Annotated in this window: 18 protein-coding genes; 6 read left to right on the top strand and 12 right to left on the bottom strand. The window is 55.0% G+C overall.

What is annotated here, in order from left to right; translation table 11 throughout:
• The first annotated feature begins 198 nt into the window (after window positions 1-198).
• Window positions 199-903, top strand: coding sequence for a glutathione S-transferase N-terminal domain-containing protein (locus FIV00_RS24290; protein ID WP_152503165.1), 705 nt, complete (start codon window positions 199-201; stop codon window positions 901-903).
• 32 nt (window positions 904-935) lie between these two features.
• Here FIV00_RS24290 and FIV00_RS24285 read toward each other — a convergent pair whose 3' ends face one another.
• Entirely contained in the window at window positions 936-2,726 is a 1,791-nt protein-coding gene (locus FIV00_RS24285; RefSeq protein WP_152503164.1) for a DCC1-like thiol-disulfide oxidoreductase family protein, read from the bottom strand.
• A gap of 123 nt (window positions 2,727-2,849) precedes the next feature.
• Here FIV00_RS24285 and FIV00_RS24280 point away from each other — a divergent pair, with 123 nt between their 5' ends.
• The 4 genes from FIV00_RS24280 (at window position 2,850) to FIV00_RS24265 (ending at window position 5,742) form a co-directional block, all read left to right on the top strand.
• The gene (locus FIV00_RS24280) at window positions 2,850-3,488 is read left to right on the top strand and encodes a VOC family protein (protein WP_152503163.1); all 639 of its coding nucleotides are present in this window, start codon (window positions 2,850-2,852) and stop codon (window positions 3,486-3,488) included.
• Between the two features lie 165 nt (window positions 3,489-3,653).
• Entirely contained in the window at window positions 3,654-4,163 is a 510-nt protein-coding gene (locus FIV00_RS24275; protein ID WP_152503162.1) for an SRPBCC family protein, read from the top strand.
• 29 nt (window positions 4,164-4,192) lie between these two features.
• Complete coding sequence (locus tag FIV00_RS24270) at window positions 4,193-4,546, top strand: YciI family protein (protein ID WP_152503161.1); 354 nt, start codon at window positions 4,193-4,195, stop codon at window positions 4,544-4,546.
• A complete protein-coding gene (locus FIV00_RS24265) occupies window positions 4,543-5,742 on the top strand; it encodes an RNA polymerase sigma factor (protein ID WP_209006694.1) in 1,200 nt (399 codons plus the stop codon). Before FIV00_RS24270 ends, FIV00_RS24265 begins: the two co-directional genes overlap by 4 nt.
• Before the next feature lie 103 nt (window positions 5,743-5,845).
• Here the strand turns inward: FIV00_RS24265 and FIV00_RS24260 are convergent, their stop codons facing one another.
• The 9 genes from FIV00_RS24260 to FIV00_RS24220 all read right to left on the bottom strand — a co-directional run bounded on the left by FIV00_RS24260 (window position 5,846) and on the right by FIV00_RS24220 (window position 17,149).
• Window positions 5,846-6,823 carry a TAXI family TRAP transporter solute-binding subunit gene (locus FIV00_RS24260; protein WP_173006132.1) on the bottom strand — a complete coding sequence of 326 codons (978 nt, stop codon included), beginning with the start codon at window positions 6,821-6,823 and terminating at the stop codon, window positions 5,846-5,848.
• Between the two features lie 17 nt (window positions 6,824-6,840).
• Entirely contained in the window at window positions 6,841-8,970 is a 2,130-nt protein-coding gene (locus tag FIV00_RS24255; protein ID WP_173006131.1) for a TRAP transporter fused permease subunit, read from the bottom strand.
• Between the two features lies 1 nt (window position 8,971).
• Window positions 8,972-10,612, bottom strand: coding sequence for a sulfatase-like hydrolase/transferase (locus FIV00_RS24250; RefSeq protein WP_371419590.1), 1,641 nt, complete (start codon window positions 10,610-10,612; stop codon window positions 8,972-8,974).
• A gap of 116 nt (window positions 10,613-10,728) precedes the next feature.
• A complete protein-coding gene (locus FIV00_RS24245; protein WP_173006130.1) occupies window positions 10,729-11,622 on the bottom strand; it encodes a LysR family transcriptional regulator in 894 nt (297 codons plus the stop codon).
• A gap of 116 nt (window positions 11,623-11,738) precedes the next feature.
• The gene (gene groL / locus FIV00_RS24240; RefSeq protein WP_152503156.1) at window positions 11,739-13,382 is read right to left on the bottom strand and encodes a chaperonin GroEL; all 1,644 of its coding nucleotides are present in this window, start codon (window positions 13,380-13,382) and stop codon (window positions 11,739-11,741) included.
• A gap of 55 nt (window positions 13,383-13,437) precedes the next feature.
• Window positions 13,438-13,725: a co-chaperone GroES gene (groES, locus tag FIV00_RS24235; RefSeq protein ID WP_152503155.1), complete on the bottom strand. Its 288-nt coding sequence runs from the start codon at window positions 13,723-13,725 to the stop codon at window positions 13,438-13,440.
• Window positions 13,726-14,024: 299 nt separating this feature from the next.
• Window positions 14,025-14,600, bottom strand: a complete 576-nt coding sequence (locus tag FIV00_RS24230; protein ID WP_152503154.1) for a hypothetical protein — start codon at window positions 14,598-14,600, stop codon at window positions 14,025-14,027.
• Window positions 14,601-14,708: 108 nt separating this feature from the next.
• Window positions 14,709-16,196 (bottom strand): sigma-54 dependent transcriptional regulator, encoded by a 1,488-nt coding sequence (locus FIV00_RS24225; protein ID WP_152503153.1) that lies wholly within the window; start codon window positions 16,194-16,196, stop codon window positions 14,709-14,711.
• 188 nt (window positions 16,197-16,384) lie between these two features.
• On the bottom strand, window positions 16,385-17,149 hold the full coding sequence (locus FIV00_RS24220) for a hypothetical protein (protein WP_152503152.1): 765 nt from the start codon (window positions 17,147-17,149) through the stop codon (window positions 16,385-16,387).
• 358 nt (window positions 17,150-17,507) lie between these two features.
• Here FIV00_RS24220 and FIV00_RS24215 point away from each other — a divergent pair, with 358 nt between their 5' ends.
• Window positions 17,508-19,034 carry an EAL domain-containing protein gene (locus tag FIV00_RS24215; protein ID WP_152503151.1) on the top strand — a complete coding sequence of 509 codons (1,527 nt, stop codon included), beginning with the start codon at window positions 17,508-17,510 and terminating at the stop codon, window positions 19,032-19,034.
• Window positions 19,035-19,058: 24 nt separating this feature from the next.
• Here the strand turns inward: FIV00_RS24215 and FIV00_RS24210 are convergent, their stop codons facing one another.
• Window positions 19,059-20,384: a pitrilysin family protein gene (locus FIV00_RS24210; RefSeq protein WP_209006692.1), complete on the bottom strand. Its 1,326-nt coding sequence runs from the start codon at window positions 20,382-20,384 to the stop codon at window positions 19,059-19,061.
• Window positions 20,385-20,386: 2 nt separating this feature from the next.
• A complete protein-coding gene (locus tag FIV00_RS24205; protein ID WP_152504428.1) occupies window positions 20,387-21,778 on the bottom strand; it encodes a pitrilysin family protein in 1,392 nt (463 codons plus the stop codon).
• Window positions 21,779-21,836: the final 58 nt, after the last annotated feature.

The following is a 21,836-nucleotide window of genomic DNA, read 5'->3' as shown; positions in this document are numbered from 1 at the left end:
CCATGAAAAGGCCTGGCCCTGAGCTCAGCTTAAGGGGCTCTCCGTTTGAGCGCGCGAGCTATAAGGTGTTTGCGAGCTTCTGTCTTCTCTAATTATTCATCGCCAACAGGCGATGGGTTTTAAATACGATCGCGATGTCCTATATGCGCAGCTTAATCCGGCAAAGACCACTGGAACAGAATTAGAAGAGAGCATTTTATGACTGCGTTGACCGACTACCCAATCACCCGGAAATGGCCTGCTCAACACCCTGACCGGATCCAGCTCTATTCATTGCCGACACCGAACGGCATCAAGGTATCGGCGATGCTGGAAGAAACGGGATTGGCATATGAAGCTCATAAAGTCGATTTCGCGACCAATGACCAAATGACCCCGGAGTTCCTGTCGCTCAACCCGAACAATAAGATCCCGGCGATCATCGATCCCAACGGCCCGGATGGTAAGCCTCTGGCTCTGTGGGAGTCGGGCGCCATCCTGATTTATCTCGCAGAAAAGTCGGGCAAGCTGCTTCCGGCCGATCCGGCAGCGAAATATGAGACAATCCAATGGTTGATGTGGCAGATGGGCGGACTGGGTCCAATGACCGGCCAGCTTGGCTTCTTTCACAAGTTCGCCGGCAAGGAATATGAAGACCGTCGTCCGTTCGAGCGTTATCGCGACGAAGTCAAAAGGCTTCTCGGTCTTCTGGACCGCCAACTCGAAGGGCGGCAATTCATCATGGGCGATGACTATACAATCGCGGATGTCACCAGCTGGCCCTGGGCACGCAACATCAACGGGTTTTATGAAGCAGCCGAGGTGACCGGATATCTGGATCACAAGAATGTGGTTCGCTGGGTTGAAACCTGCCTGGCGCGGCCTGCGAGCGAAAAGGCAGTCAACATCCCTCCAAGGAACTAGCTTGCTGGCCACTGAGAGATAGAAAAAATCGATTACCCGGCGCAGTCATGGTTCCAGACCTGCCGCGTTTGAATATGTTTTGGCAGCCCGGGTGGTTGCGATCTTTCAATCTGGAAATAGATGACAAAGCTTTGCAGCACGGGCTTGTCCGGATTCAATCGGGCCCAGTCCCGGCAAAGATAGCGACCGTAACTCAGCGCGAGAAATTGAGGTCCATCCTCGTAGGACTGGTCTTCAAGGTTCGACAGGAATTTGCGCCACCTGTAATTCCCATAAACTTTTGAAACCAAATCCGGTTTTCCAAAGTTTGCCAGCCCCACCTTGCCGTTGTAGACATCCACGATCATCCCGTCTGCAAGTTCACCCTCAATGACTGGCCATGGACTGGTCATCTCCGGAAAAGGGGCAAACATAGTCCAGTGCTGATAAAGGCCGAGCGCTTGGCGAACCATCTTGAAAGAAGCAGGTAACGGAGAGACGCCGCTCCATGGTAAGGTGGCGAGGTTCTGCACTGTGATGAAACACAGGAAAATCACAGCCAGCAATTGGGTCACAACGCCGAACTGTGGGGGTGAGGTGCGCCACGCAAACCATTTGCGGGATATCTTTGAGAGTTTTTTCCGGTTGCGGCCAACCAAGTCGTAGAGCCGGTCGCCGACATTTCGAAATATGGCGCGTTTGAGCAGCCAGCCGATAGGAAAGAAGATCGGTGACGAACAGAAGACAAGGGCAAGTGCCTGGAACTTGTAGTGGTGTTCATTGCCGTTGGTGACGACCCATGAGTTTCGTGCTTCCAGCTCGGCACCGATGTCAGGGTCATCCTGCGCAGGACGGGTTTGCGTTGCCGGCAGAAACAGAAACACCCGCAAGAAGCAACAGGTCTTCTCGCAGAAATCGCATCCTCGATCGAACCACAAATGTAGGCCAGCATTGGCGCGCTGAGGCAACCTCCTGGCGATGGCATCCCACATCCAACCAGGCATGAAGGTAAGGTTCATGATGATGGAGATGAGCGGGAAAAACCCAATTTCTAGAAAAAGAAGAAACGCCAAATGCATGGACATGAAGGCCAGCATGAAAGTCATTCGAAGAGTTCGGTGAAACAAGGGTGAAAAGATTAGGAACGGTCCGACCAGCTCAAGCAAATAGACATAGTAGGTTAGCCCTGTCATCAGATCCTGAAATTGCCTGAACCAGAGTGAAAAAGCTGTCACCAGATAGTCAAGCTGAAGGGCATAGTGCACCGCCGTGCCGTCTTTGAACCAGATCGGATGTGTCTTCAAAAGCGCGCTGAAGAAATACATCGACATGCCTTGTAGGAGCAGGGCACCTGTGGCGAATGAGGCATATTCGTTTTTGACAAAGCTTTGCGTTTTGTCCAGCGCGGCATCAACGGAATAACGGGCTCCCAATGGCAAGAACAACGCCCAAAAGAGTAAAAGAAGGGAAAGATTGTCTTCGCCGGAGAGGATAAAGGTGTTCCTGTTCTGCACCGACAGCATCAGGCCCCAGGAGATGACCGTCATGAAACGCGTACGCCAACCAGCGATCAGACAGAGAGCCGCAAAGCCTGAGATCCCGAACAAAAGTCCTTGAAACCAAGCTGCCCCATTTGCCAGATGGAATGACCAAGTGGTGACATAAAGATGATCGATCTGAACAGATCGCGGCATAACACCTGCATCTGTGTAATGTTCGACCAGATCCCGACTTCGCATCGCGAGATCAATCAGGATGTAGACGCCAAGTAGAATGCGAAAAAGTGCAAGTGTGCGCAGATCAATGCCGAAGATCGTACGAATTGGCGCGAGTTCGATTTTCAAAGGGGCCACCGCTGCCGAATGACGTCGTCACCTAAAATAGAATTGGCACAGATGATGGCAGCGTATGGTTAACAATCTTGAATTTGGGCTGTCTCGATTCCTACCCGCAAGAGGAACCTCTGCATGCTGAAACTTGACCACTTGACCGTCATCGCGCCGACACTGGCCGAAGGTGTTGCTCATGTCCGGGACTGTCTTGATCTGGACGTGCCGTTCGGCACACGGCACGTCTATATGGGCACTCACAATCACAGGCTCCAGCTTGGCGATCGCGTCTATCTGGAAATAGTCGCGGTTGATCCTGATGGACAGCGGCCACACCGGTCGCGATGGTTCGGACTGGATGATCAGGAAACTGTCAGGATGAACTGGGACGAAGGCCGTCGCCTCAGGGGTTGGGTTGCCAGCACTGCGGATATCGGCGCTGTGCTCTCAAAGTATGGAGATCACCTCGGAGAAGAAGTTGCGCTTCCCTTTAAGCAACCGGAGTTTGCGTTTTCCATCCCCAAAGACGGGACACTACCATTCGAAGGGGCATTGCCGTCGCTGATCGATCATCGTGGTGCCCCGACTTCCATGGCGGAAATACCAGATTTGGGAGCACGCCTTCTTGCGCTGAAAGTCGAGCATCCTGACCCGCAATCACTAGAAGATCTTTATCGCGCACTAAACGTCGAACACCCGCCGTCGGTTCGGTTTGGCGAACGTGTTCGATACTGCGCGGAGATCGAAACTTCGTCAGGCCGCAAGATGCTGATGTAAAGTATCCTTACATCTGCCTCCTATCGGAAAAAGCCTGAAAGTACCGAGCGCCCGGCAAAGTTTTTTTCAATTTCAAAAAAATGTCCGTCGATGTCCATCGGGACCCAAACCGTTCGTCATGTCAGTGAAAGCAAGGTGCTTTCAAGAACAGACTGAGAGGACATCATGACGATTTGGACTTATTTGGCCGGTGGTGTCGGCGCTCTGACATTGATCGCTGCTGGAACTTTGCTGTTGCCAAGGCAGATACATGTTGAACGCCAGGCCGTGATGGCAACGAGCCCTGCAACGATCTTGTCCCTGGCAGCTTCCAATGCCGGGTATCAGAAATTCAATCCTTATCTAACCGCCGATGCCAACCTGAAGATCACTCCCTTCGGGCCTGAAAGCGGGGTTGGGTCCGGTTTCCGGTTCAACGGCAAAGACGGGAAGGGCAGTCAAACCGTAGCAGCAGTGACTCAAGATACCGTGCGCTACAACATAGATCTTGGTGCAATGGGTAAACCAGCCCAGGAGATCTCGGCTGTGGAAGCACAGGGTGGAACGCTCGTCACATGGCGCATGGACATGGACCTTGGTTACAATCCGGTCTTTCGGGTCTTTGGGCTCTTTATGGATGGAATGGTCGGCAAGACCTTTGAACAGGGTCTCGACAACCTGGCATCTGCCGCGTGATCATCGGCTTGAAAAATTGAGGAAACAAAATGCGTTATACATTCTTGCTTTATACGGACCCGGCCGACCTTGCGCACATGACTGCTGAAGACTGGGAAGCCGAAAAGGAAGTCTACGGAGCCTATATCGGTGCCCTGCAGGAAGCTGGTGTCTTTGTGGACACCGATTGGCTGCAGCCGGTGCAGACGGCGACAACCCTTTCTCTGAAGGCGGGTGCAAAGGAAATCCAGGATGGTCCCTTTGCCGACACCAAGGAAACACTTGGCGGATATTTCGTCGTAGACGTTCCGGATCTGGATGCGGCAATGGTTTGGGCAGAAAAATGCCCGGCTGCGAAAACCGGAAAAGTCGAAATTCGAGCATCCGCGATGGGGGGCAATTGAGCGATGCTGCCCGTGCTGCCGAAATGGCGGCGCGGGCTTCTTATGGGCGTCTGCTCGCTCTTCTGTCAGCGCGCACGAGCGATATTGCCAAGGCCGAAGATGCTTTGGCGGATGCATTTGCCAAGGCGCTTGACCATTGGCCGACCAATGGGGTGCCCGGCAATCCGGATGCATGGCTTTTGACGGTTGCGCGCAACCGTTTGACAGACGTGCAAAGGCGTAGGACGCGCTTTCCAACCGAACACGAGTTGCCCGACATGCCGGAAGAAGAAAGTTCTGATCCTGAATTTCCAGATCAACGCCTGGCTCTCATGATGGTCTGCGCACACCCTGCGATCGCCGCAGATTTGCATACGCCCTTGATGCTTCAAACAGTCCTCGGACTTGATGCCAAGCATATAGCGCGCCTCTATTTGATGTCTCCGGCCGCACTTTCAAAGCGGCTTGTACGTGCCAAGACAAAAATCCGGGATGCGGGCATTCCCTTCAAAGTTCCGGATCAGGACGTATTGCCCGAACGGAGCAATTCCGTTCTTGAAGCGATCTACGGTCTGCATGCTCATGATTGGCTCGATCCGGCAGAAACGCTGGGTGAGGAAGCGCTCTACCTTTCGGATCTTTTGTGCAAGTTGCTGCCGGATAACGCAGAGGCTCTGGGTCTTTCTGCGCTGATCGCCTTCAGCCATGCGCGCGTAAATGCCCGACTAGTCGCTGGTGTGCTTGTGCCGACGGATGAACAGGACACCAAGCTTTGGAATGACGAATTGATCAGCTACGGCAAGCGACACTTGTCGCGTGCCTATCGTTTGAAAGCGGTGGACCGGTTTCAGATAGAGGCGGCAATCGAAGCCGTTCATATAGAACGGAAACAAAGCGGTGAAACGGACTGGAAGGCGCTCAACAAGCTCTATCATGCCTATTTGACCAAAGTGCCAACGGCTGGCGGACTTGTTGCACAAGCTGCGATTACCGGCCGATTGCATGGCGCAGAAGCTGGGCTTGCGGCCATCGAGGCGATTGAGGAAAGTGTCGGTCCGGCATTCCAGCCTTTCTGGGCTGTCAAAGCCGACTTGGAAGCCAGGGCAGGCCGTAACAATGAGGCTCTTGCCTGCTATGAAAAGGCGATTTCACTGGCAACTGACCTGCCCACCATTGAATTCCTGAAACAGAGGCGGATCACGGTGCTTCCGAATTGATCATGCCAAACGATTCTAGAGAGCCTGCCTGACACGCAGGTTGAAGTCGCCGGCATCACGCGTTGCATTAGTGACGCCGCCGACGACCTTTGGAAGCTGCCGGTTACAGCGCGCCGATTTCCTTGTAGTAGCGCTCTGCGCCTGGGTGCAGCTTGATGGTGCCTTCCGCTTTTGCGGCATATTCGGGTGTCAGAGCTTTGGCCCAAGGGGCATCGGACGCGATGCTGTCGACATTCTCCCAGAAAGCCTTGGTCATGTTGTAGACCAGCTCTTCGTCAAGATCGGTGCGAACTGCAATGCTGACTCCGGTATCGTTGGATTTGACGGGGCCGTCATTGACTTGATTTGCATAAAGGCCTGCAGGCACTTCTGTGCGGTGGCGGAACTTGCCGAGAAACTTGTCGACCGCGTCACCGCTATCATCTTCCGGTCCGATGAACCGCACCTTCTCAGTTTCCGTGAACTGTATGAACTGCTGGCAGGGGTCGATACAACCATTGACATACATGTCGATCTTGCCATCCAGAAATGCCTGAAAGCCAGTTTTCCAGTTTGCCTTGATCGCATCATAGTCTTCGCCTGCAACAAGGCCTGTGGTCGATTGGATCCAGCCTTTGGCAGCATTGTAGGCTCCGCCGCCTTGCGGCCCCAGAAACACGGTTGTTCCTTCAATATCATCGAGATATTCGATCCCGCTATCAGGGCGGACCGCAAAGTGATAAGCTCCCCAGGGAAAAGCCATGAGCTGGCTGATGTTTCCGGCAAGCTCCTCGTGGTTTTCCACGTCCTTGTACATTGCCCTCTTGTTACTGAGTAGCGAGTGGATGGTCGGAGAGCCCATCGACATGTCGAGATTGCGTTTGGCAACTTCGAGCATGTGGACAGTTGCGGCGCCGCCAGCAGCGACCTCAATCGTGACGTCATCCAAATTCTCGGTCACGATATTGGCAAAGGTAGCCATCGTGATCGCCTGGCCGAGGCTCGGCGCGATGGTGGCCATCTTTAACGTGACTTCCTCCGCCCAACTGGATGAAGCAATAAGGGTTGTAGCGAGAACAGTCGCAAGACTTAGTCGGCGCATGAGGTTTCCTCCCTTGATCATGCATATTCCTTTGGTGCCTTTGGTGTTGAAAGCCGTGACAGATGAAAGTGACGCGCCAGCAATGCGATGCCGGCGACAGTTGCGAAGCCGGCTACCAAAAGACTTGGTACGAGCGTGAGCAGACCCAGTGCGGTCCTGACCAGTCTTTCAAACGGGCTGAGAGTGCCACGATCAAAGCCCGTTAATGCGGAAGCGAGCATCCACATGGCGAGCACGAAGGCGACAATGACCCATGCGAATTCGAGCCATCCAACCGTCGCGATATCGAGCATGGCGCGACTGTTCGGGAGGTCTTCTCCAAACCAGACAAAGAGGACCTGCAGCTTGTAGAGAACCGCTGGATGATAGACGAAAACAAACGGGATCAGAAATCCGGCGATGCCAATGCGGGCTGCCTCAAAACCCGTCCGCACGGGGTCTGCGCCCGCGATAGGGGCTGCAGCAAATGCAGCCAGCGCAACTGGCGGCGTTACTGTTGACATGACGGCAAAGAAAACCACGAACAGATGCAATGTGAGCGGTGGAATGCCGATCGCTTCAATGCCGGAACTGAGCGCGATCACGATGATGAAGTAGGTGGCACCGGGTGGAAGGCCCATTCCAAGCACGATGGAGCCAAGCGCAACGACCAGCAAGACAACTGGAAGCGGCCCGCTCGCCAGTTGTGTCAGCAACAGTGCAAGCCTGCCTGAAAAACCGGATACCTGAATCAACCCAACGATGAGGCCGATGGCGGTAACAATGACAACGATGGCCGCGGACATGCGCCCCGCGCTCACGAATGCCGACCAGAGACTGCCTGCAGAACGGAACGCTGGAAAGAGAACCAGTGCCGTCACAAGGGCTGCCACCAGACCGTAGAAACCTGCTTTGGGTACAGATGGCTGGACGAAAAGGAAGTAAGTCAGAACACCTAGCGGAATGATGAAGACCAGGCACTGGAAGAGTTCCATGCGGTTGAGCGCAGGCCGGTCTTCGGCCCTGAGTGTCCCGATCCCCTGTTTTCTGGCCTCGAAGTAGATGGTCAAAAAGGTGCCGAAATAGTAAAAAATCGCCGGCAGGATCGCCGCAACGACGATGTAGCGGTATTCGAGGCCGATTTGGCCGGCGACGAAAAATGCGACAACACCCATGACCGGTGGCATCACCTGACCACCTGTGGAGGCGGCGGCTTCCACAGCGCCGGCAAAGGCAGGCCGGAAGCCCGATTTCTTGATGACAGGGATTGTCATCACACCGGTGGAGACGACATTCGAGATTGCAGCGCCCGACAGCGTCCCGAACAGAGCGGAGCTGGCAACCGCAGCATGGGCTGCGCCTCCGACAAAGCTCCCGGTCAAACGATTGGCTATCTTTAGAAGCAAATCACCTGCGCCTGAAGCCATCATTACGGCGCCGAACACGATGTAAATGAGAACGTTTCCCGAGACGACCTGAAGCGGCTGGCCGAACATGCCCCCTGTTTGAGCCCAGAAGTTCTGCACCATTGAGCGCAGATTTTGCGCAAAGGTTGCATCGGAACCGGCAAGGATCCCGGTCCAGCCGGGCAAGTCTCCCCGAATGAAGAAATAGACGACCCAGAAGGCGCAAAACGCCACAATGAACCCGCCGAACATGCGCCATGTCAGATAGAGAGTGATCAATGTCGCGAGCGGAAACATCACGTAGTCGATCGGTTGGGCGGAAGGAAGCGCGCCGCCATCGGTCGCAAAAATTTTGACAATCCATGCTGAAAAGGCGGCGATGGCCAGCAGCGTTAGAACCCAGTTCAGCCATTGCAATGCGGGTTTGCTATGAAGTGTGAGAAGTGAAATCGCAAAGGCGAACAGGATCGGGAGACCCAGTATCAGGCCGGTGGGCAACAGAAAGGCCCGTTCAAAACTTCGATACCCGCCACCAAGCCAGTGTTCGCGATAAAGCAACCGTTTGTCGCGTCTGGAAAGTTCATCAAAGCCGGGCGTGGTCATTTCAATGACCCAGCGAACAAACTCGGAGATCGGGCCCGAAGCCGCGTAAAGCAGGATCACCATCGCAAAACAGAATGCGAGCACTTCCGATAGGTGGATTGCGAAGCGACCAGAAGGAGGACGACTGGTCTCTGTACTGTCGGCCTGGACTGCACTCATCTCACTCTCCCGCTTCCTTGCGTTCATCGAGATGATTTTGAAGGGCTGGACCGCGATAAGCCTCCGTCAATTCTGCCGGAACTTCGGTGCCGTCCTTGAGAAATGGGAGAATTCCCTTTCGCCGGGAACGGCCACGCATCGCCTTGATGTCGTCTTCCGATTTGGTAACTCGTTGCGCCAGCCGCCGTCCCCATTGCGCCAGGTAGCCATAGAGACGATCGATTTCCGCAGTGTGCTCGTTGCCTTTCGCAAGGTCGACAAACTCGTCAGGATCGGTCACGAGGTCAAACAGCATCGGGCGAAAACCGCCTTCTGCATGCATGAGTTTGTAGCGGCCGTCGAACACCATGAAGAGGCGTGCGTCTCTGGGTTCGAGCTCAAGTTTCACGCATTGAGGCGTTGGCGAATAGTCAAATTCGCTGATGACGAATTCACGTGTCTGGGTCGCTTTCCCGTGCAGGAATGGTTCCAGGCTACGACCTTCGAGAATGTGGTCCGGCACGTTGCCGCCAGCCGCTTGGACAAAGGTTGGTAGCAGATCAATGGCTTCCACCAAGGCATCACATGTCGTGCCACGGGTTCCTTGAGCTTCATCGCGGGGATCATGGATGATCAGCGGCACTTTGACCGACTGTTCATGAAAGAGGTCTTTTTCGCCCAGCCAGTGGTCGCCCAGATAGTCACCATGGTCGGACGTCAGGACGATCATGGTGTCCTTCAGTTGTCCACTTTCTTCCAGATAGTCGAGAAGGCGGCCCAACTGATCGTCGCACTGTTTTATCAGCCCCATATAGGCAGGGATGACTTTTTCACGAACAGGGTCCTGCTGAAAAGCTTCCGATATCTTGCCTTCCATATAGGCCGCATAGACCGGATGAGCGCCCTCACGTTCAAGCGCGTGGCGTTTTGCTTGCGGTACATGATTTTTGCCAAACATATTGTGGTAGGGAGCCGGCACGATGTATGGCCAGTGGGGTTTGATATAGCTGACATGCGCGCACCAGGTTCCCTTGGCCTGTTCCATGAACGCGATTGCCTGAGAGGTCAGCCAGGGTGTTTCACTGTCTTCTTCGCGAATGTTGGCGGCCTTGTCGGCATTGTCGAACATCCATCCACTGGCGATCTGATTGTCACTAATCCCAGCGTTGGCAAAATCCGCCCATGGGTTAGGGCTCTCGTAGCCTTTGGATTTCAGATACTCGTTATAGGGTGACCGCTTTTCATCATAGAAGCCATCCGGCCCTTGGCCCCAGAGGCCATCGTCTCGGACCCAGACATCGAAACCGCATTCTTCCTGGCGTGCTCCAATGACGCTGTCAGGGCTGAGGCCGAGACGGGACATGCCTTCCTTGTCGGCTTTCATGTGGGTTTTGCCGATGAGCCAACACTCCATCCCGAGCTTGCGCAGATGGTCGCCCATAGTCATTTCGCCGATGCGCAACGGAAACCCGTTCCATTGTGCGCCGTGCGAGGATGCATAGCGCCCGGTATAGGTGCTCATCCGGCTTGCACCACAAATCGGCGACTGCACATAAGCGTTCGTGAACCGGACGCCCATGGCCGCAACACGATCAAAATTCGGAGTGTGTAAATGTGGATGACCGGCGCAGCTCAAGTAGTCAAAGCGCAACTGGTCATACATGACAAAGAGAATGTTCAGCGCTGTCCCTCCCAAGATCGCCAGATGGGAGAGAATAAGGCGAATTACTCATAGCTTACAAATCACCGTTTTTCTCTTTCGGTAATTTTGGTTATGAGTCAGTTCCACTCCCTGCAATGCTCAAGAACGAGGTCTGAAAAGGCAAAGGCAGCCGGTGTAAGAATTCTGTCTTTTGCGCTGGTAATGGCAATGGAGACTGTCGGCAATGTCTCCTCAATCGGCACAAGGCCGATGTCCCACTTTGCCCGAAGTTCGGGAATTGGCAGACTTGGAAACGAGCACAAGAGATCGGTTCCCTCAAGCATGGAAAGGATGCTTAGAACGGAATCCGAGCGGGCAAAAGGTTCGGGCGGACGAACGCCCCTTCTTTCAAAAATCTCGTAATAGACCGGGCGACGCTCCTTTGGTCCGATCATGATCCAGCGACCGTCTCTGAGATCCAGTGGATCTGTTACGCTTAAGTACCGTGATTGACTGCCGGTAAGGATTGAAACCGGTGTTGAGAACAATTGCGTTGCCTGAAGCCCTGGAAGGTCGCTGGGAGATGGTGAAGGTCCCAAAACAAAATCGGCTTCCCCGCGCCGCAGGGGAGAAAAGGCTGCGGGGGCGTGACCGCCGGTGATACCTATTTTTACATTTGGAAACCGGTGTTGAAAGCGACGCAGGACGGCTGGAACAACCTTCAGCGCAACAAGCGGCGATACGATGATATCGATCGTTCCGACATAGTCCCCCTGGATCTGGGCGACCTCTTCGCGAAGTTTCTTGATATCGCCGAAGATCTTCCGGCAACGATCGACAATAAGTTGCCCCTCACGCGTGGGCACGACGCCATAGGAGGCCCGAAAGAAGATGGGCGTTCCAAGCTCCGTCTCGGCAGCTTTCAATGCCTTGGTAATTGCCGGCTGGGTCTTGTTCATGCGGGCAGCAGCTGCTCCCAGGCTGCCAAGCTCGGCGATCGTGACGATCAACTCCACATGCTGGGGTTTCAACAAGCTCTCCACTGATCAATCACATCAGTCGCCGAGAATAGAAGATCGCAATCGCCAAAGCAAAAGGGCGAGCCAATGGCTCGCCCTTAAGTCTTGGATCGTCAGGGTCGACTGGCTTAGAAGCCCATGCCGCCCATGCCGCCCATGTCGCCGCCCGGCATTGCCGGTGCTGCTTCTTTCTTCGGCAGCTCAGCAACCATGGCTTCGGTTGTGATGAGCAGGCCGGCGACGGAAGCTGCGTCCTGCAGAGCAGTACGGACAACTTTGGTCGGGTCGATGATGCCGGCTTCGATCATGTTGACGAATTGTTCGGTCTGAGCGTTGAAGCCGAATGTGTCATCGCCATTTTCCTGGATCTTGCCAACAACGATGGAGCCTTCGACACCAGCGTTTTCAACGATCTGACGAAGCGGAGCTTCCAGAGCGCGCAGAACGATCTTGATGCCGGCTTCGATGTCGGAATTGTCGGAAGAAAGAGCTTCGACAGCTTTCTTGGCGCGCAGCAGAGCGGTACCGCCACCTGGGACGATGCCTTCTTCAACAGCAGCACGCGTCGCGTTCAGAGCATCGTCAACGCGGTCTTTTTTCTCTTTCACTTCGATTTCGGTTGCACCGCCAACGCGGATAACTGCAACACCGCCAGCAAGCTTGGCCAGACGCTCCTGGAGCTTTTCACGGTCGTAATCGGAAGTGGTTTCCTCGATCTGTGCCTTGATCTGACCAACGCGGCCGTCAATGTCTTCCTTGGAACCGGCACCGTCAACGATGGTGGTGGTTTCCTTGGTGATGGCAACTTTCTCGGCTGTGCCGAGCATGTCGAGGGAGACGTTCTCCAGCTTGATGCCGAGATCTTCGGAGATCACGGTGCCGCCGGTGAGGATCGCGATGTCTTCCAGCATGGCCTTACGGCGGTCGCCGAAGCCCGGAGCCTTGACTGCAGCGATTTTCAGGCCGCCACGCAGTTTGTTGACAACGAGGGTTGCCAGCGCTTCGCCTTCAACATCTTCAGCAATGATGATGAGCGGACGGGATGACTGAACAACAGCTTCCAGGATCGGCAGCATGGCCTGCAGGTTGGAGAGTTTTTTCTCGTGCAGCAGGATGTAAGGCTTCTCCAGGTCAGCCAGCATTTTGTCAGCGTTGGTGACGAAGTAAGGAGACAGGTAGCCACGGTCGAACTGCATGCCTTCAACGACTTCGAGCTCGGTTTCCAGAGACTTGGCTTCCTCGACGGTGATAACACCTTCGTTGCCGACTTTCTGCATGGCTTCGGCAATGTCCTGACCGACCTGCTCGTCGCCATTGGCGGAAATGGTGCCGACCTGTGCAACTTCTTCAGAAGTCGTGATGGTCTTGGAAGAAGCTTCCAGAGACTTGACAGCTTCAGCAGCAGCAAGATCGACGCCGCGCTTCAGATCCATCGGATTCATGCCGGCAGCAACTGCTTTTGCGCCTTCCTTGACGATGGCTTGAGCCAGAACAGTTGCGGTTGTTGTGCCGTCACCAGCGATGTCGTTGGTTTTGGAAGCAACTTCACGCACCATCTGTGCGCCCATGTTTTCGAACTTGTCTTCCAGTTCGATTTCCTTGGCAACGGAAACACCGTCTTTGGTGATACGCGGAGCGCCGAAGGCTTTGTCGAGAACAACGTTACGGCCTTTCGGGCCGAGGGTTACCTTTACAGCGTTTGCCAGGGTGTCCACGCCTTTGAGCATGCGCTCACGGGCGTCGGAGGAGAATTTTACTTCTTTAGCAGACATGTAGTCGTCTCACTTAAATTGGAATGATGAAGAGATCAAAAAGCGGTTCGCTGACTTAAGCGATCACGCCCATGATGTCGGATTCCTTCATGATCAGGAGGTCTTCACCGTCGATTTTAACTTCGGTGCCGGACCACTTGCCGAACAGGACGCGGTCGCCTGCCTTGACGTCGAGAGCTACGATCTCGCCATTGTCTTTGCGAGCACCATTACCGACGGCGATGATCTCGCCTTCCTGCGGTTTCTCTTTTGCGGTGTCCGGAATGATAATGCCGCCAGCGGTTTTCTCTTCAGAGTCTACGCGGCGAACAACGACACGGTCGTGCAGTGGACGAAATGCCATAAGACTAGTTTCCTCTCATGAGCGCGCCCCACGCAATTGGCAGCGCGCGAGACATGATTTCTAGGTTGATTTCGCATGAAGGGCCTTCCCTTCATGAGGCTACTAGCACTCCTCAAAGGCGAGTGCTAACGCGCCCACGATTTATGTACCGAAGGCCGTCTTGTCAATGCTTTGTGATGATAAATTGTACGCTTTTGGGTGCCAGGCCACCCTTGCGGACAAGGGTTCGTCAGGGCGAAGGCCTTTAGCGCCTCAAAAAGCTAGCCGAACGTTGTTCTTTGGCCCGCAGGTTTCAGTGGTCAATTGGCCTCGACAACCGTGAAAGGCAGGTTAAAGGCAGCCTTCTTTCCACCGAATGTGTCGCTGAAGCTCGTTTCGAGCTGATAATCGCCTGCCGGCAATCCACTGAACTGGAAACTCAACCCGGCAGAGAGCTCCCGTTTCTTGGATCTGCTGGTCCCGGTAAATGAGGCGAAATTGCTTTGTTCGGCAAGCACCTGTCCGGACAGGTTCAAAAGACGGTAGCTGGCAGTGAGTTCATAGGTGTACCCATCCGCAGTTTCCTGAAAGCCATATCCGACAGGTTCCGCATAAACATTGATGGTATCCCCATCGGCAAATTTCGCTTCGCTAAGCGGCGTATATTTGCCATAGCCTGTGCTTGCATCCTGGGAAAAGCTCACGATGGTGAAGGCAAGTTCCGAACTGTCCCAGGCTGTATCAAAAGCGGTTAGAGCCTGGAGAAAAGACTGCGAAGGTTTGGCCACTTGCTCTGATTGAGCCTGCGCAGCCAATGTGCCGGCCAGTGTTCCGGTCGCAATCAGGATTGCAGCCGCAAGCCGTCCGGTTGCACGTCTACCTGCCAGTGTTTTCATAAGTACCCACACGCCCTTTAATCTTGTCTGTTCTCAGGGTTGTGGCCGATATAGACCGACTTTCCCTGATAGACAAGAAAATGTGTGCAATGCGGTAAATGTAGACGGTTAAAGACTGCGCGCCGTCCAGGACTGGCGTTTGCGGTAGATAGTTGAAGGGCTGATCTCGAGGGCGGCTGCGGCCATTGCGATGTTGCCGTCAAAGGCGTCCAGAGCATCTTCGATGATCCGCCGCTCCTGAGCCCAAAGCGGCTCGATTGCGCCGAAAGGCCGGCTCGGAACCGGCACGCGAGCTCTTTCCCTGGACAGATCAATAATGGCGTTCGGGCGGCTGCTTTGGTCGCGGATCACTATCGGAAGCATATCGAACGTGACCGCTACTCCGTCGTTCATCACGACAATCTGCCGAATGGTGTTTTCCAGCTGACGAACATTGCCCGGCCAGGCATAGGCGATGATGCGTGCTTCCGCATCTGCGTCGAACCCTTTGAAGGATCGCCGCTCTTCACCCGAATACCGGTCAAGAAAGGCAGCAGCCAATGGCAGGATGTCGTCTCGTCTCTCGCGCAAAGGGGGCAAATGGATCGGCAGCACGTGAAGTCTGTAGTAGAGGTCTTCGCGGAACCGGCCAGCTGAAATTTCGGCAACGGGATCGCGATTGGTGGCGCAGATGATCCGCGCATCGACCTTTCGCGTCTGGGTGTCGCCCAGTCTCTGGAATGTGCCCGTTTGCAGGAACCGGAGCAATTTGCTTTGCAAGAGCAGATCCATCTCGCCGATTTCATCGAGAAACAGGGTTCCGCCGTCTGCCTGTTCCGCCGCGCCGGCCCGATTGTCGGTGGCGCCGGTGAACGCCCCACGCATATAGCCGAAGATTTCGCTCTCGATGAGATCACGTGGGATCGCTGCGCAATTGAGGGTCACGAACCGGTTTGACTGGCGCTCGGAAAGATCGTGGACAGCGTTGGCGCAAAGTTCTTTGCCGGTACCGGACTCACCGGTGATGAACACTGGCGCTTGAGAAGGGGCCATTCGGCTGATTTGTTCGTGTACATCCCGCATTTTAGCAGAAGCACCGATCAGCCGCGAATGGCCGGTAACTTCAATGTCTTGTATGTTAACCCGTTCAACTGGGACAGGTCTTTCAACAACGGCGGGAGCCGGCATCGGCTCGATCGGAGCCGGTGCGCTCTTGATGGCCGGACGGCGTTGTTCCAGTTGGAAGGAGACCTTCGACGCCAGTGCGTCAAGCGAGAAGGGCTTTGTCAGAAAGTCATGAGCGCCCGCGCGCATAGCGCTGACAGCGCGCGACACAGACCCTTTTGCCGAGACAGCCATTATCACCGATTTTGGGCAGCGAACGGCATAAGCCTCAAGAGCTTCGTCACCGCCAATTGTCTCAAGGTCAATAATCAGGATGTCAGTTGATTTGTCTGCGAGATCCTGAAGGCAGGAGGCAGAATCCGTATAAAGGATAGGATCGGAGCAGGCATGAGCCAGTTTGGCACAGACCGCTGCCGTGCGGGCAGCTTCCGAAGCTGATGCGTCCAGGACACGTACAATTACAGGCAACTCAGTGCCCTCGTTACTCCCCATTGCTGGGCAACTCCCATCGCTCGATCCGGCACTTTCGAATATCGAAAGATTCGTCAACCTGATAATTCTCCGAACAGGGTAAACAAAGCGTTGTCAGATGACGCATTTTGCAGTTTCACGGCGAAATGGGTCATTTCAGGAGCAAACAGACGGATTGAACGGCAGCGAATGCGCAGGAAAACGCGACGTCAGAGGGTTGCAGCCAGAACACCGACCAAAAAGCAGGCAATGCCGATCACCATCACCATGTGGAAGGGAACCTGACTACGAAGGAGCTGTCGGTAAGAGATTTCCAACTCGCGCCAGACTCCCGGCTGGTCCTCAGACGGATCCGCTTTTGCGCCGGAGACAGGTTCACCCTGTTCCTGAAGTCTTGTCAGTGTTTCAAGGGACTTTGACGTATCAGTGGCCAGACTGTCGAACTGAATAGTGAGTGTGTGAACTCTTTCCGGTCCTGATGTGTTCTTGTCAGCCGGTTCAAAAAAATGCGGTGTGTAGCTGCCCTTTGGGATAGCAATCCGCACCGGGTCGTTTGAGCCGGAACCTTCATAGTATTTTTCGAGGCGGCGTCGCAATCTGGCGGCTTCGACGCGCACAATCGGGTCGGTCACCGGATTGAAGTCTTCGGGCCGACCAAGTGCTTCGACCGCAATTGTATAGCCTTTGATTTTTTCCCGCTGGTCGTTGAGCGTGGCGCGGACCACAAAGCCAAGAAAGGATCTTAGCTGCGGTGCGGATTGAAATTCAGGGCTCTTGAGTGCTTTGACGAGTGCCTTTTCAATCTGATCGTCAGAATGACATCCCGGACCGCTTGCTTCGTTACGCAAAGCCGATTGCTGGCTGCGCTGCGGTGGGCGATCTGCTTCTTTGGCCGCAATAGCGCCGGGGCCTCTGTCTGGAGCTCGAACGGCATGCGGCAAAGGACGCCTGGATGTTTGCCCGGAAGCACGCATGCCAGCCCTCTCTTCAAATGCACTCTATCAAACGCCGCGACACCAATTGTTTACCCAAGTTAACTCTAACGGAAGCCTGGAGAAATGGAAAGACCAAAGGCACTCTATGGGATGGGTCGCAGTTCTTTGCACGGTTAAGTGGTTTTCGCCGGTTTAGGGTGGCTGGCATCAAATTGCCTGCCGATTTTGAATTCCCGCAGCGCATAGTCGGGGACAAGTTACGGATTCTACGTCAGAAAGCGGGTTGCGGATTCGGTGTCGGCTCTTTCTTAAGGCATGATTAACAAGTAACTCTTGATTCGGATCGGAACATTCGTACGCCATGGGTCGGACAGGGACCATATTTGTTGCAGTATGCATGGCCGTGATCGCATTGTCCTCGGCGACCGTGCTGATCTTCCAGTTTGGCAGGCCGTTCGGGGAGGCTGTGTCTCTTTCTCTTGCGCTGATGTGCACGATGATCCTGATTCATCTTCTGATCGGGCGCGCCCGCGATCGCGGTGCTGTTAGCGAGGCCGTTGATCGCCTGGAAGAACGCATGTCCGATATCGATGAGGATGTGGGCAATCTGGAGGGCCGTCTGACCGGAATGGAACAGACGGTGCCGCGCCGCACACGCGCCGAGATCGATCCACTGTTCGCGGAGGTTGAAGTTCTTGGAACCCTCGTGAAGCAGATGGCTGAAGCGATGGCCGATCTGGAGACCAGGGTAGAGGATCAACAGTCCTTGGCACCGCCGCCCTCTATGCAGCAGTTGCCGCGCTATCCTCAGTCCCAGCCGGCGCCGCGCGGCTTTGGCGGTGATGTTCCGCCTCCTTATCAAATGTCCCCGGGTCAACCTCCAGTGCAGCAGCCTGGTGCGCATGCACCCGGACTTGAGCAAACGGGACCAGCTGCGCCTGCGCATACCTATGCGCCCATGCACGGCGAAACAGCGGACCTTGACCGGAACTATGGTGTTCAGGCACCGAATGCCGGTGATGTGCCCTCACATCTTGGGCACCCGCAAGCGCGACCGGATGACGGTTACGCATCCGAAGCCGATCTCCCAGGTGAAGCAGGCGGATTGCCACAGGAACAAGCTGCCTATCAGCCGAACATGGCGATGCGGGAGTTAATCGCCTCCGCATTGAACGCAAACCGCGTGGAACTGCATTTGCAGCCAATCGTGTCGCTGCCGCAGCGCCAGGTAAAGTTCTATGAGGCTTTCACCCGTCTTCGCGATGTGGATGGCAACACAATAGAAGCAGCGGTATTCCTGCCGGAGGCCGTACAGTCCGGTCAAATCGCGCGTATCGACAATCTGCTGCTCTTCCGCTCGGTCCAGGTCATTCGACGCCTGATCTCACGCAACAGGAACGCGATCCTCTTCTGCAACATCTCGTCGCTGTCGCTTGTCGACGAAACATTCTTTCCAGGCTTCCTCGAGTTTGTGAAAGCTAATCAGGACCTTGCAGATGTCTTGGTGTTCGAATTCGCGCAGCCGGATGTCGCTGTCATGGGGCCGCGTGAACTGGAGAGCCTGAGTGCACTCTTTGAAACCGGCTTCCGTTTTTCCATCGACCGGATCTCCGATATGAAGATGGATTTCAATTCACTGGCAGGGCGCGGGTTCAAGTATGGCAAGCTGAATGCGGATTATTTGATCGGGCGGCGTGAAGCAATCCACGGTCACATACATCCATCCGATTTTGGAGACTTGCTGCATCGCTACGGTATGCAGTTGATTACCGACCACGTTGAAACGGAGAACCAGGTTCTGGAGCTTCTCGATTTCGACGTCAAACTGGCTCAGGGAAATCTGTTCTCGCCACCTCGTCCCGTACGTGCCGAGGTTCTTCAAGGAGCGCCCGCGCCAGGTCCGAGAAGATCGGCAGCGGGCTGAACCCGCTGCCAATAGTCATTTTTCTCAGCCCTGTTTCGGACCAACAGTAACAACGGTTGGTGCTTGTTCTGCAAGCAGCCGTTTTGCCACCCTGCGAACATCTTCAAGAGTGACCGCATCAATTTCGCTGTTTCGGCGATCGAAGTAGTCAATGCCCAGTTCCGCGTTCTGCAGAGCGACCAACTGCCGTGCGATCTTCCCGGAACTGTCGAAACGCAAGGCATAGGAACCTGTAATGAACTGCTTCGCGCGGCGAAGTTCGTCGTCTGTCGGCCCATCGTCCGCCATGCGGCGGAATTGATCAAGCATGACGCTCACTGTCTCGCCGGCCCGTTCTGCCTTGGTAGCAGCTGAGCCGATCAGCAAGCCGGTATGGCGATAGGGCGACAGGGACGTGTTGGCGCCATAGGAAAGGCCACGCTTCTCGCGCACTTCCTGATACATCCACGAGGTGAACGAGCCTCCGCCCAAAATGTGGTTCATGACATAGGCGGCCTGATAGTCCGGATCGTCCCGTTTTAGGCCGGGCAGGGCGACCAGAATGGTCGTTTGAGGGACGGCCAGTTCTTCAGCGATCTCATCGCCTGCTGTCGGTGTCAGTTCTGCAACCGCCTTCAAGTCGCCGCTCTCCGGCAGATCGGCAAAGACCTTGTCCAGCAACGGCTCCAGCGTTTTGGCATCAATTGCACCGACGACACCGATTGTCAGACCCTGCTTTGCCAAAAGCCTCCCGTGTTGCGCATTCAGATCATCCGCGGTCAGGGCACCGATGGTAACCGCAGTGCCGAGCGTTGGCCGGGCATAGGTATGGTCGCCAAACATGGCTGCAGCGAGAGATCTGCCGGCAATTGCGTTCGGATCGGTTTCGCTTCGCCGCGCCCGTGTTTCCAGCCGGGTCTTCATCCGTTCGATTGGCGCTTCGTCAAAACGCGGCGTGTTGACGGCCAGCGCAAGGAGATCGCCCGCTTCAGGAAGTGTTGAGGTCAGAGTTCTGAGGCTCCCGTAAAACCGGTCTTTGCCCGTACTGAAGCCGATGCTGATGGCAAGTTCCTCAAGCTTCGCCTGAAACTCTTCCGAAGAAAGGTCGCCAGCGCCTTCGTCCAGGGTTGCGGCCAGAAGCCGGGTCAGACCTTCCTTGCCAGCCGGGTCTTGCGACGAACCGCCGTCAAAGGAAAAGTTTACGGCAATGATCGGGACTGTGTGATCTTCAACCAGCCAGGCCTCGATGCCTTGAGGGCTGGTCACCCGTTGAATCTCGACGGCTTCTGCAAGCCGGACCAAGGCAAAAAGTGTCGCGAACGCAAACGCGATGGTGGGCAATACGCCCTTTGAGAATGTGTTCTGCATCATGGTCAGGACTTGTCCTTGAGTTGTTGGTCATCGCTGAGGGCGGCTGCAGGCTCTGTAGGAGTTTCGATACGCAGTTCTCCAACAACCGGCATGCCTTTCAGATACGTGCGTGCAACGTCAAGCACATCGTCAATGGTGACGGCCCTGACTTGCGATGGCCATGTCTGGACGTCTTCAATGGTCAGTCCGGTGGTCAGCGCACTGCCGAAGAGACGAGCCAGCCCGGATTGACTGTCCTGCGCATATATCGCACTCGCAATCATACTGTTTTTAGCGCGATCAATTTCTTCTTCGGTAACACCACCAGACAGCAGCTTTTGCAGTTCCAGTGCAATCAGCTCTTCCATTTCCTCAAGCGTGTGACCGGGGCGGGGGGAGGCGTAAAAGCCGAAGCGACCGTCATCCAGCGCACCGCTTTGATAATACGCACCTGCACTGATGGCGACTTCCTGGTCCAGAACCAGTGACTTGTACAATCGGCTGGACGGGCCCTGGCCAAGAACGTATGCGAGAATGTCCAAAGCTTCCGGTATGCGGCCTTCACCCGTGGACTGGCTTGGCACGACCCACGTCTGGGAAATTGATTCCTGGCGCACACGTGGATCTGAGACGGCAATCCGGCGTTCTCCGGACAGCGGTGGTTCCTTGGGACGTAGGCGTTCTCCAGGCTCCGCGCGTCTCGCAATCTTGCCATAGGTCTCGTCGGCAAGCTTGCGGACATCTTCAACGGTAATATCACCGGCGATCACGACAACGGCGTTGTTGGGTGTGTAGAAACGATCGTAGAAAGCGATCGCGGCCTCTTTGTTCAGGGCTTCAATCTCGCTCTGCCAACCGATGACAGGTGATCCATATGGGTGGTTGACGAAGGTTATTGCATTCAGCGCTTCGCGAAGGCGTGACCCGGGTTCGCTGTCGACGCGCTGGCGTCTTTCTTCCAGCACCACCTTGCGCTCAGGGGTCACCACCTCATCCGACAGCACCAGATTTTCCATCCTGTCTGCTTCAAGAGCCATCATCAGTGGAAGGTGCTCTTTGGCGACCCTTTGAAAATAGGCGGTGTAGTCCGCGCTGGTGAAGGCGTTTTCCTGTCCGCCACGTTCCGCGATCATTTTTGAGAAAACGCCGTCAGGGTTGTCTTTCGTGCCTTTGAACATGAGATGTTCAAGAAAATGGGCAACACCGGATTGTCCCTCCGGTTCATCTGCCGATCCGACCTTGTACCAGATCATGTGGGTAACGACTGGTGCACGCCGGTCCGGTATGACAACAACCTGGAGACCATTCTCCAATGTGAAGCTTTCCAGATTGGGCGCAATCACCATGCTTTCAGCCGTGCTGGGATTTGCGTTCGCACCGGGAGCCGGCAGAACGGCAGCTGTACCGAGCAACATTGCTGGCAAGAGCAGCGATTTGAGTGATCGTATTAGGCGAAAAGTAAAAAAATCCGGA

The sequence above is a fragment of the Labrenzia sp. THAF82 genome, assembly GCF_009363435.1.
GTDB lineage: Bacteria > Pseudomonadota > Alphaproteobacteria > Rhizobiales > Stappiaceae > Roseibium > Roseibium porphyridii.
The sequence above is the reverse complement of the archived record's forward strand: the minus strand, read 5'-3'. Positions and strand labels throughout refer to the sequence as shown.

Excerpts from the sequence above, each read along its gene's own strand:
- groES (WP_152503155.1), bottom strand. The coding sequence starts at position 13,725 with ATGGCATTTCGTCCACTGCACGACCGTGTCGTTGTTCGCCGCGTAGAC.
- groL (WP_152503156.1), bottom strand. The coding sequence starts at position 13,382 with ATGTCTGCTAAAGAAGTAAAATTCTCCTCCGACGCCCGTGAGCGCATG.
- FIV00_RS24220 (WP_152503152.1), bottom strand. The coding sequence starts at position 17,149 with ATGCGTGCTTCCGGGCAAACATCCAGGCGTCCTTTGCCGCATGCCGTT.
- FIV00_RS24210 (WP_209006692.1), bottom strand. The coding sequence starts at position 20,384 with ATGATGCAGAACACATTCTCAAAGGGCGTATTGCCCACCATCGCGTTT.
- FIV00_RS24260 (WP_173006132.1), bottom strand. The coding sequence starts at position 6,823 with ATGCGCCGACTAAGTCTTGCGACTGTTCTCGCTACAACCCTTATTGCT.
- FIV00_RS24205 (WP_152504428.1), bottom strand. The coding sequence starts at position 21,778 with ATGTTGCTCGGTACAGCTGCCGTTCTGCCGGCTCCCGGTGCGAACGCA.
- FIV00_RS24280 (WP_152503163.1), top strand. The coding sequence starts at position 2,850 with ATGCTGAAACTTGACCACTTGACCGTCATCGCGCCGACACTGGCCGAA.
- FIV00_RS24230 (WP_152503154.1), bottom strand. The coding sequence starts at position 14,600 with ATGAAAACACTGGCAGGTAGACGTGCAACCGGACGGCTTGCGGCTGCA.
- FIV00_RS24255 (WP_173006131.1), bottom strand. The coding sequence starts at position 8,970 with ATGAGTGCAGTCCAGGCCGACAGTACAGAGACCAGTCGTCCTCCTTCT.
- FIV00_RS24290 (WP_152503165.1), top strand. The coding sequence starts at position 199 with ATGACTGCGTTGACCGACTACCCAATCACCCGGAAATGGCCTGCTCAA.
- FIV00_RS24215 (WP_152503151.1), top strand. The coding sequence starts at position 17,508 with ATGGCCGTGATCGCATTGTCCTCGGCGACCGTGCTGATCTTCCAGTTT.
- FIV00_RS24270 (WP_152503161.1), top strand. The coding sequence starts at position 4,193 with ATGCGTTATACATTCTTGCTTTATACGGACCCGGCCGACCTTGCGCAC.
- FIV00_RS24225 (WP_152503153.1), bottom strand. The coding sequence starts at position 16,196 with ATGGGGAGTAACGAGGGCACTGAGTTGCCTGTAATTGTACGTGTCCTG.
- FIV00_RS24275 (WP_152503162.1), top strand. The coding sequence starts at position 3,654 with ATGACGATTTGGACTTATTTGGCCGGTGGTGTCGGCGCTCTGACATTG.
- FIV00_RS24250 (WP_371419590.1), bottom strand. The coding sequence starts at position 10,612 with ATGTATGACCAGTTGCGCTTTGACTACTTGAGCTGCGCCGGTCATCCA.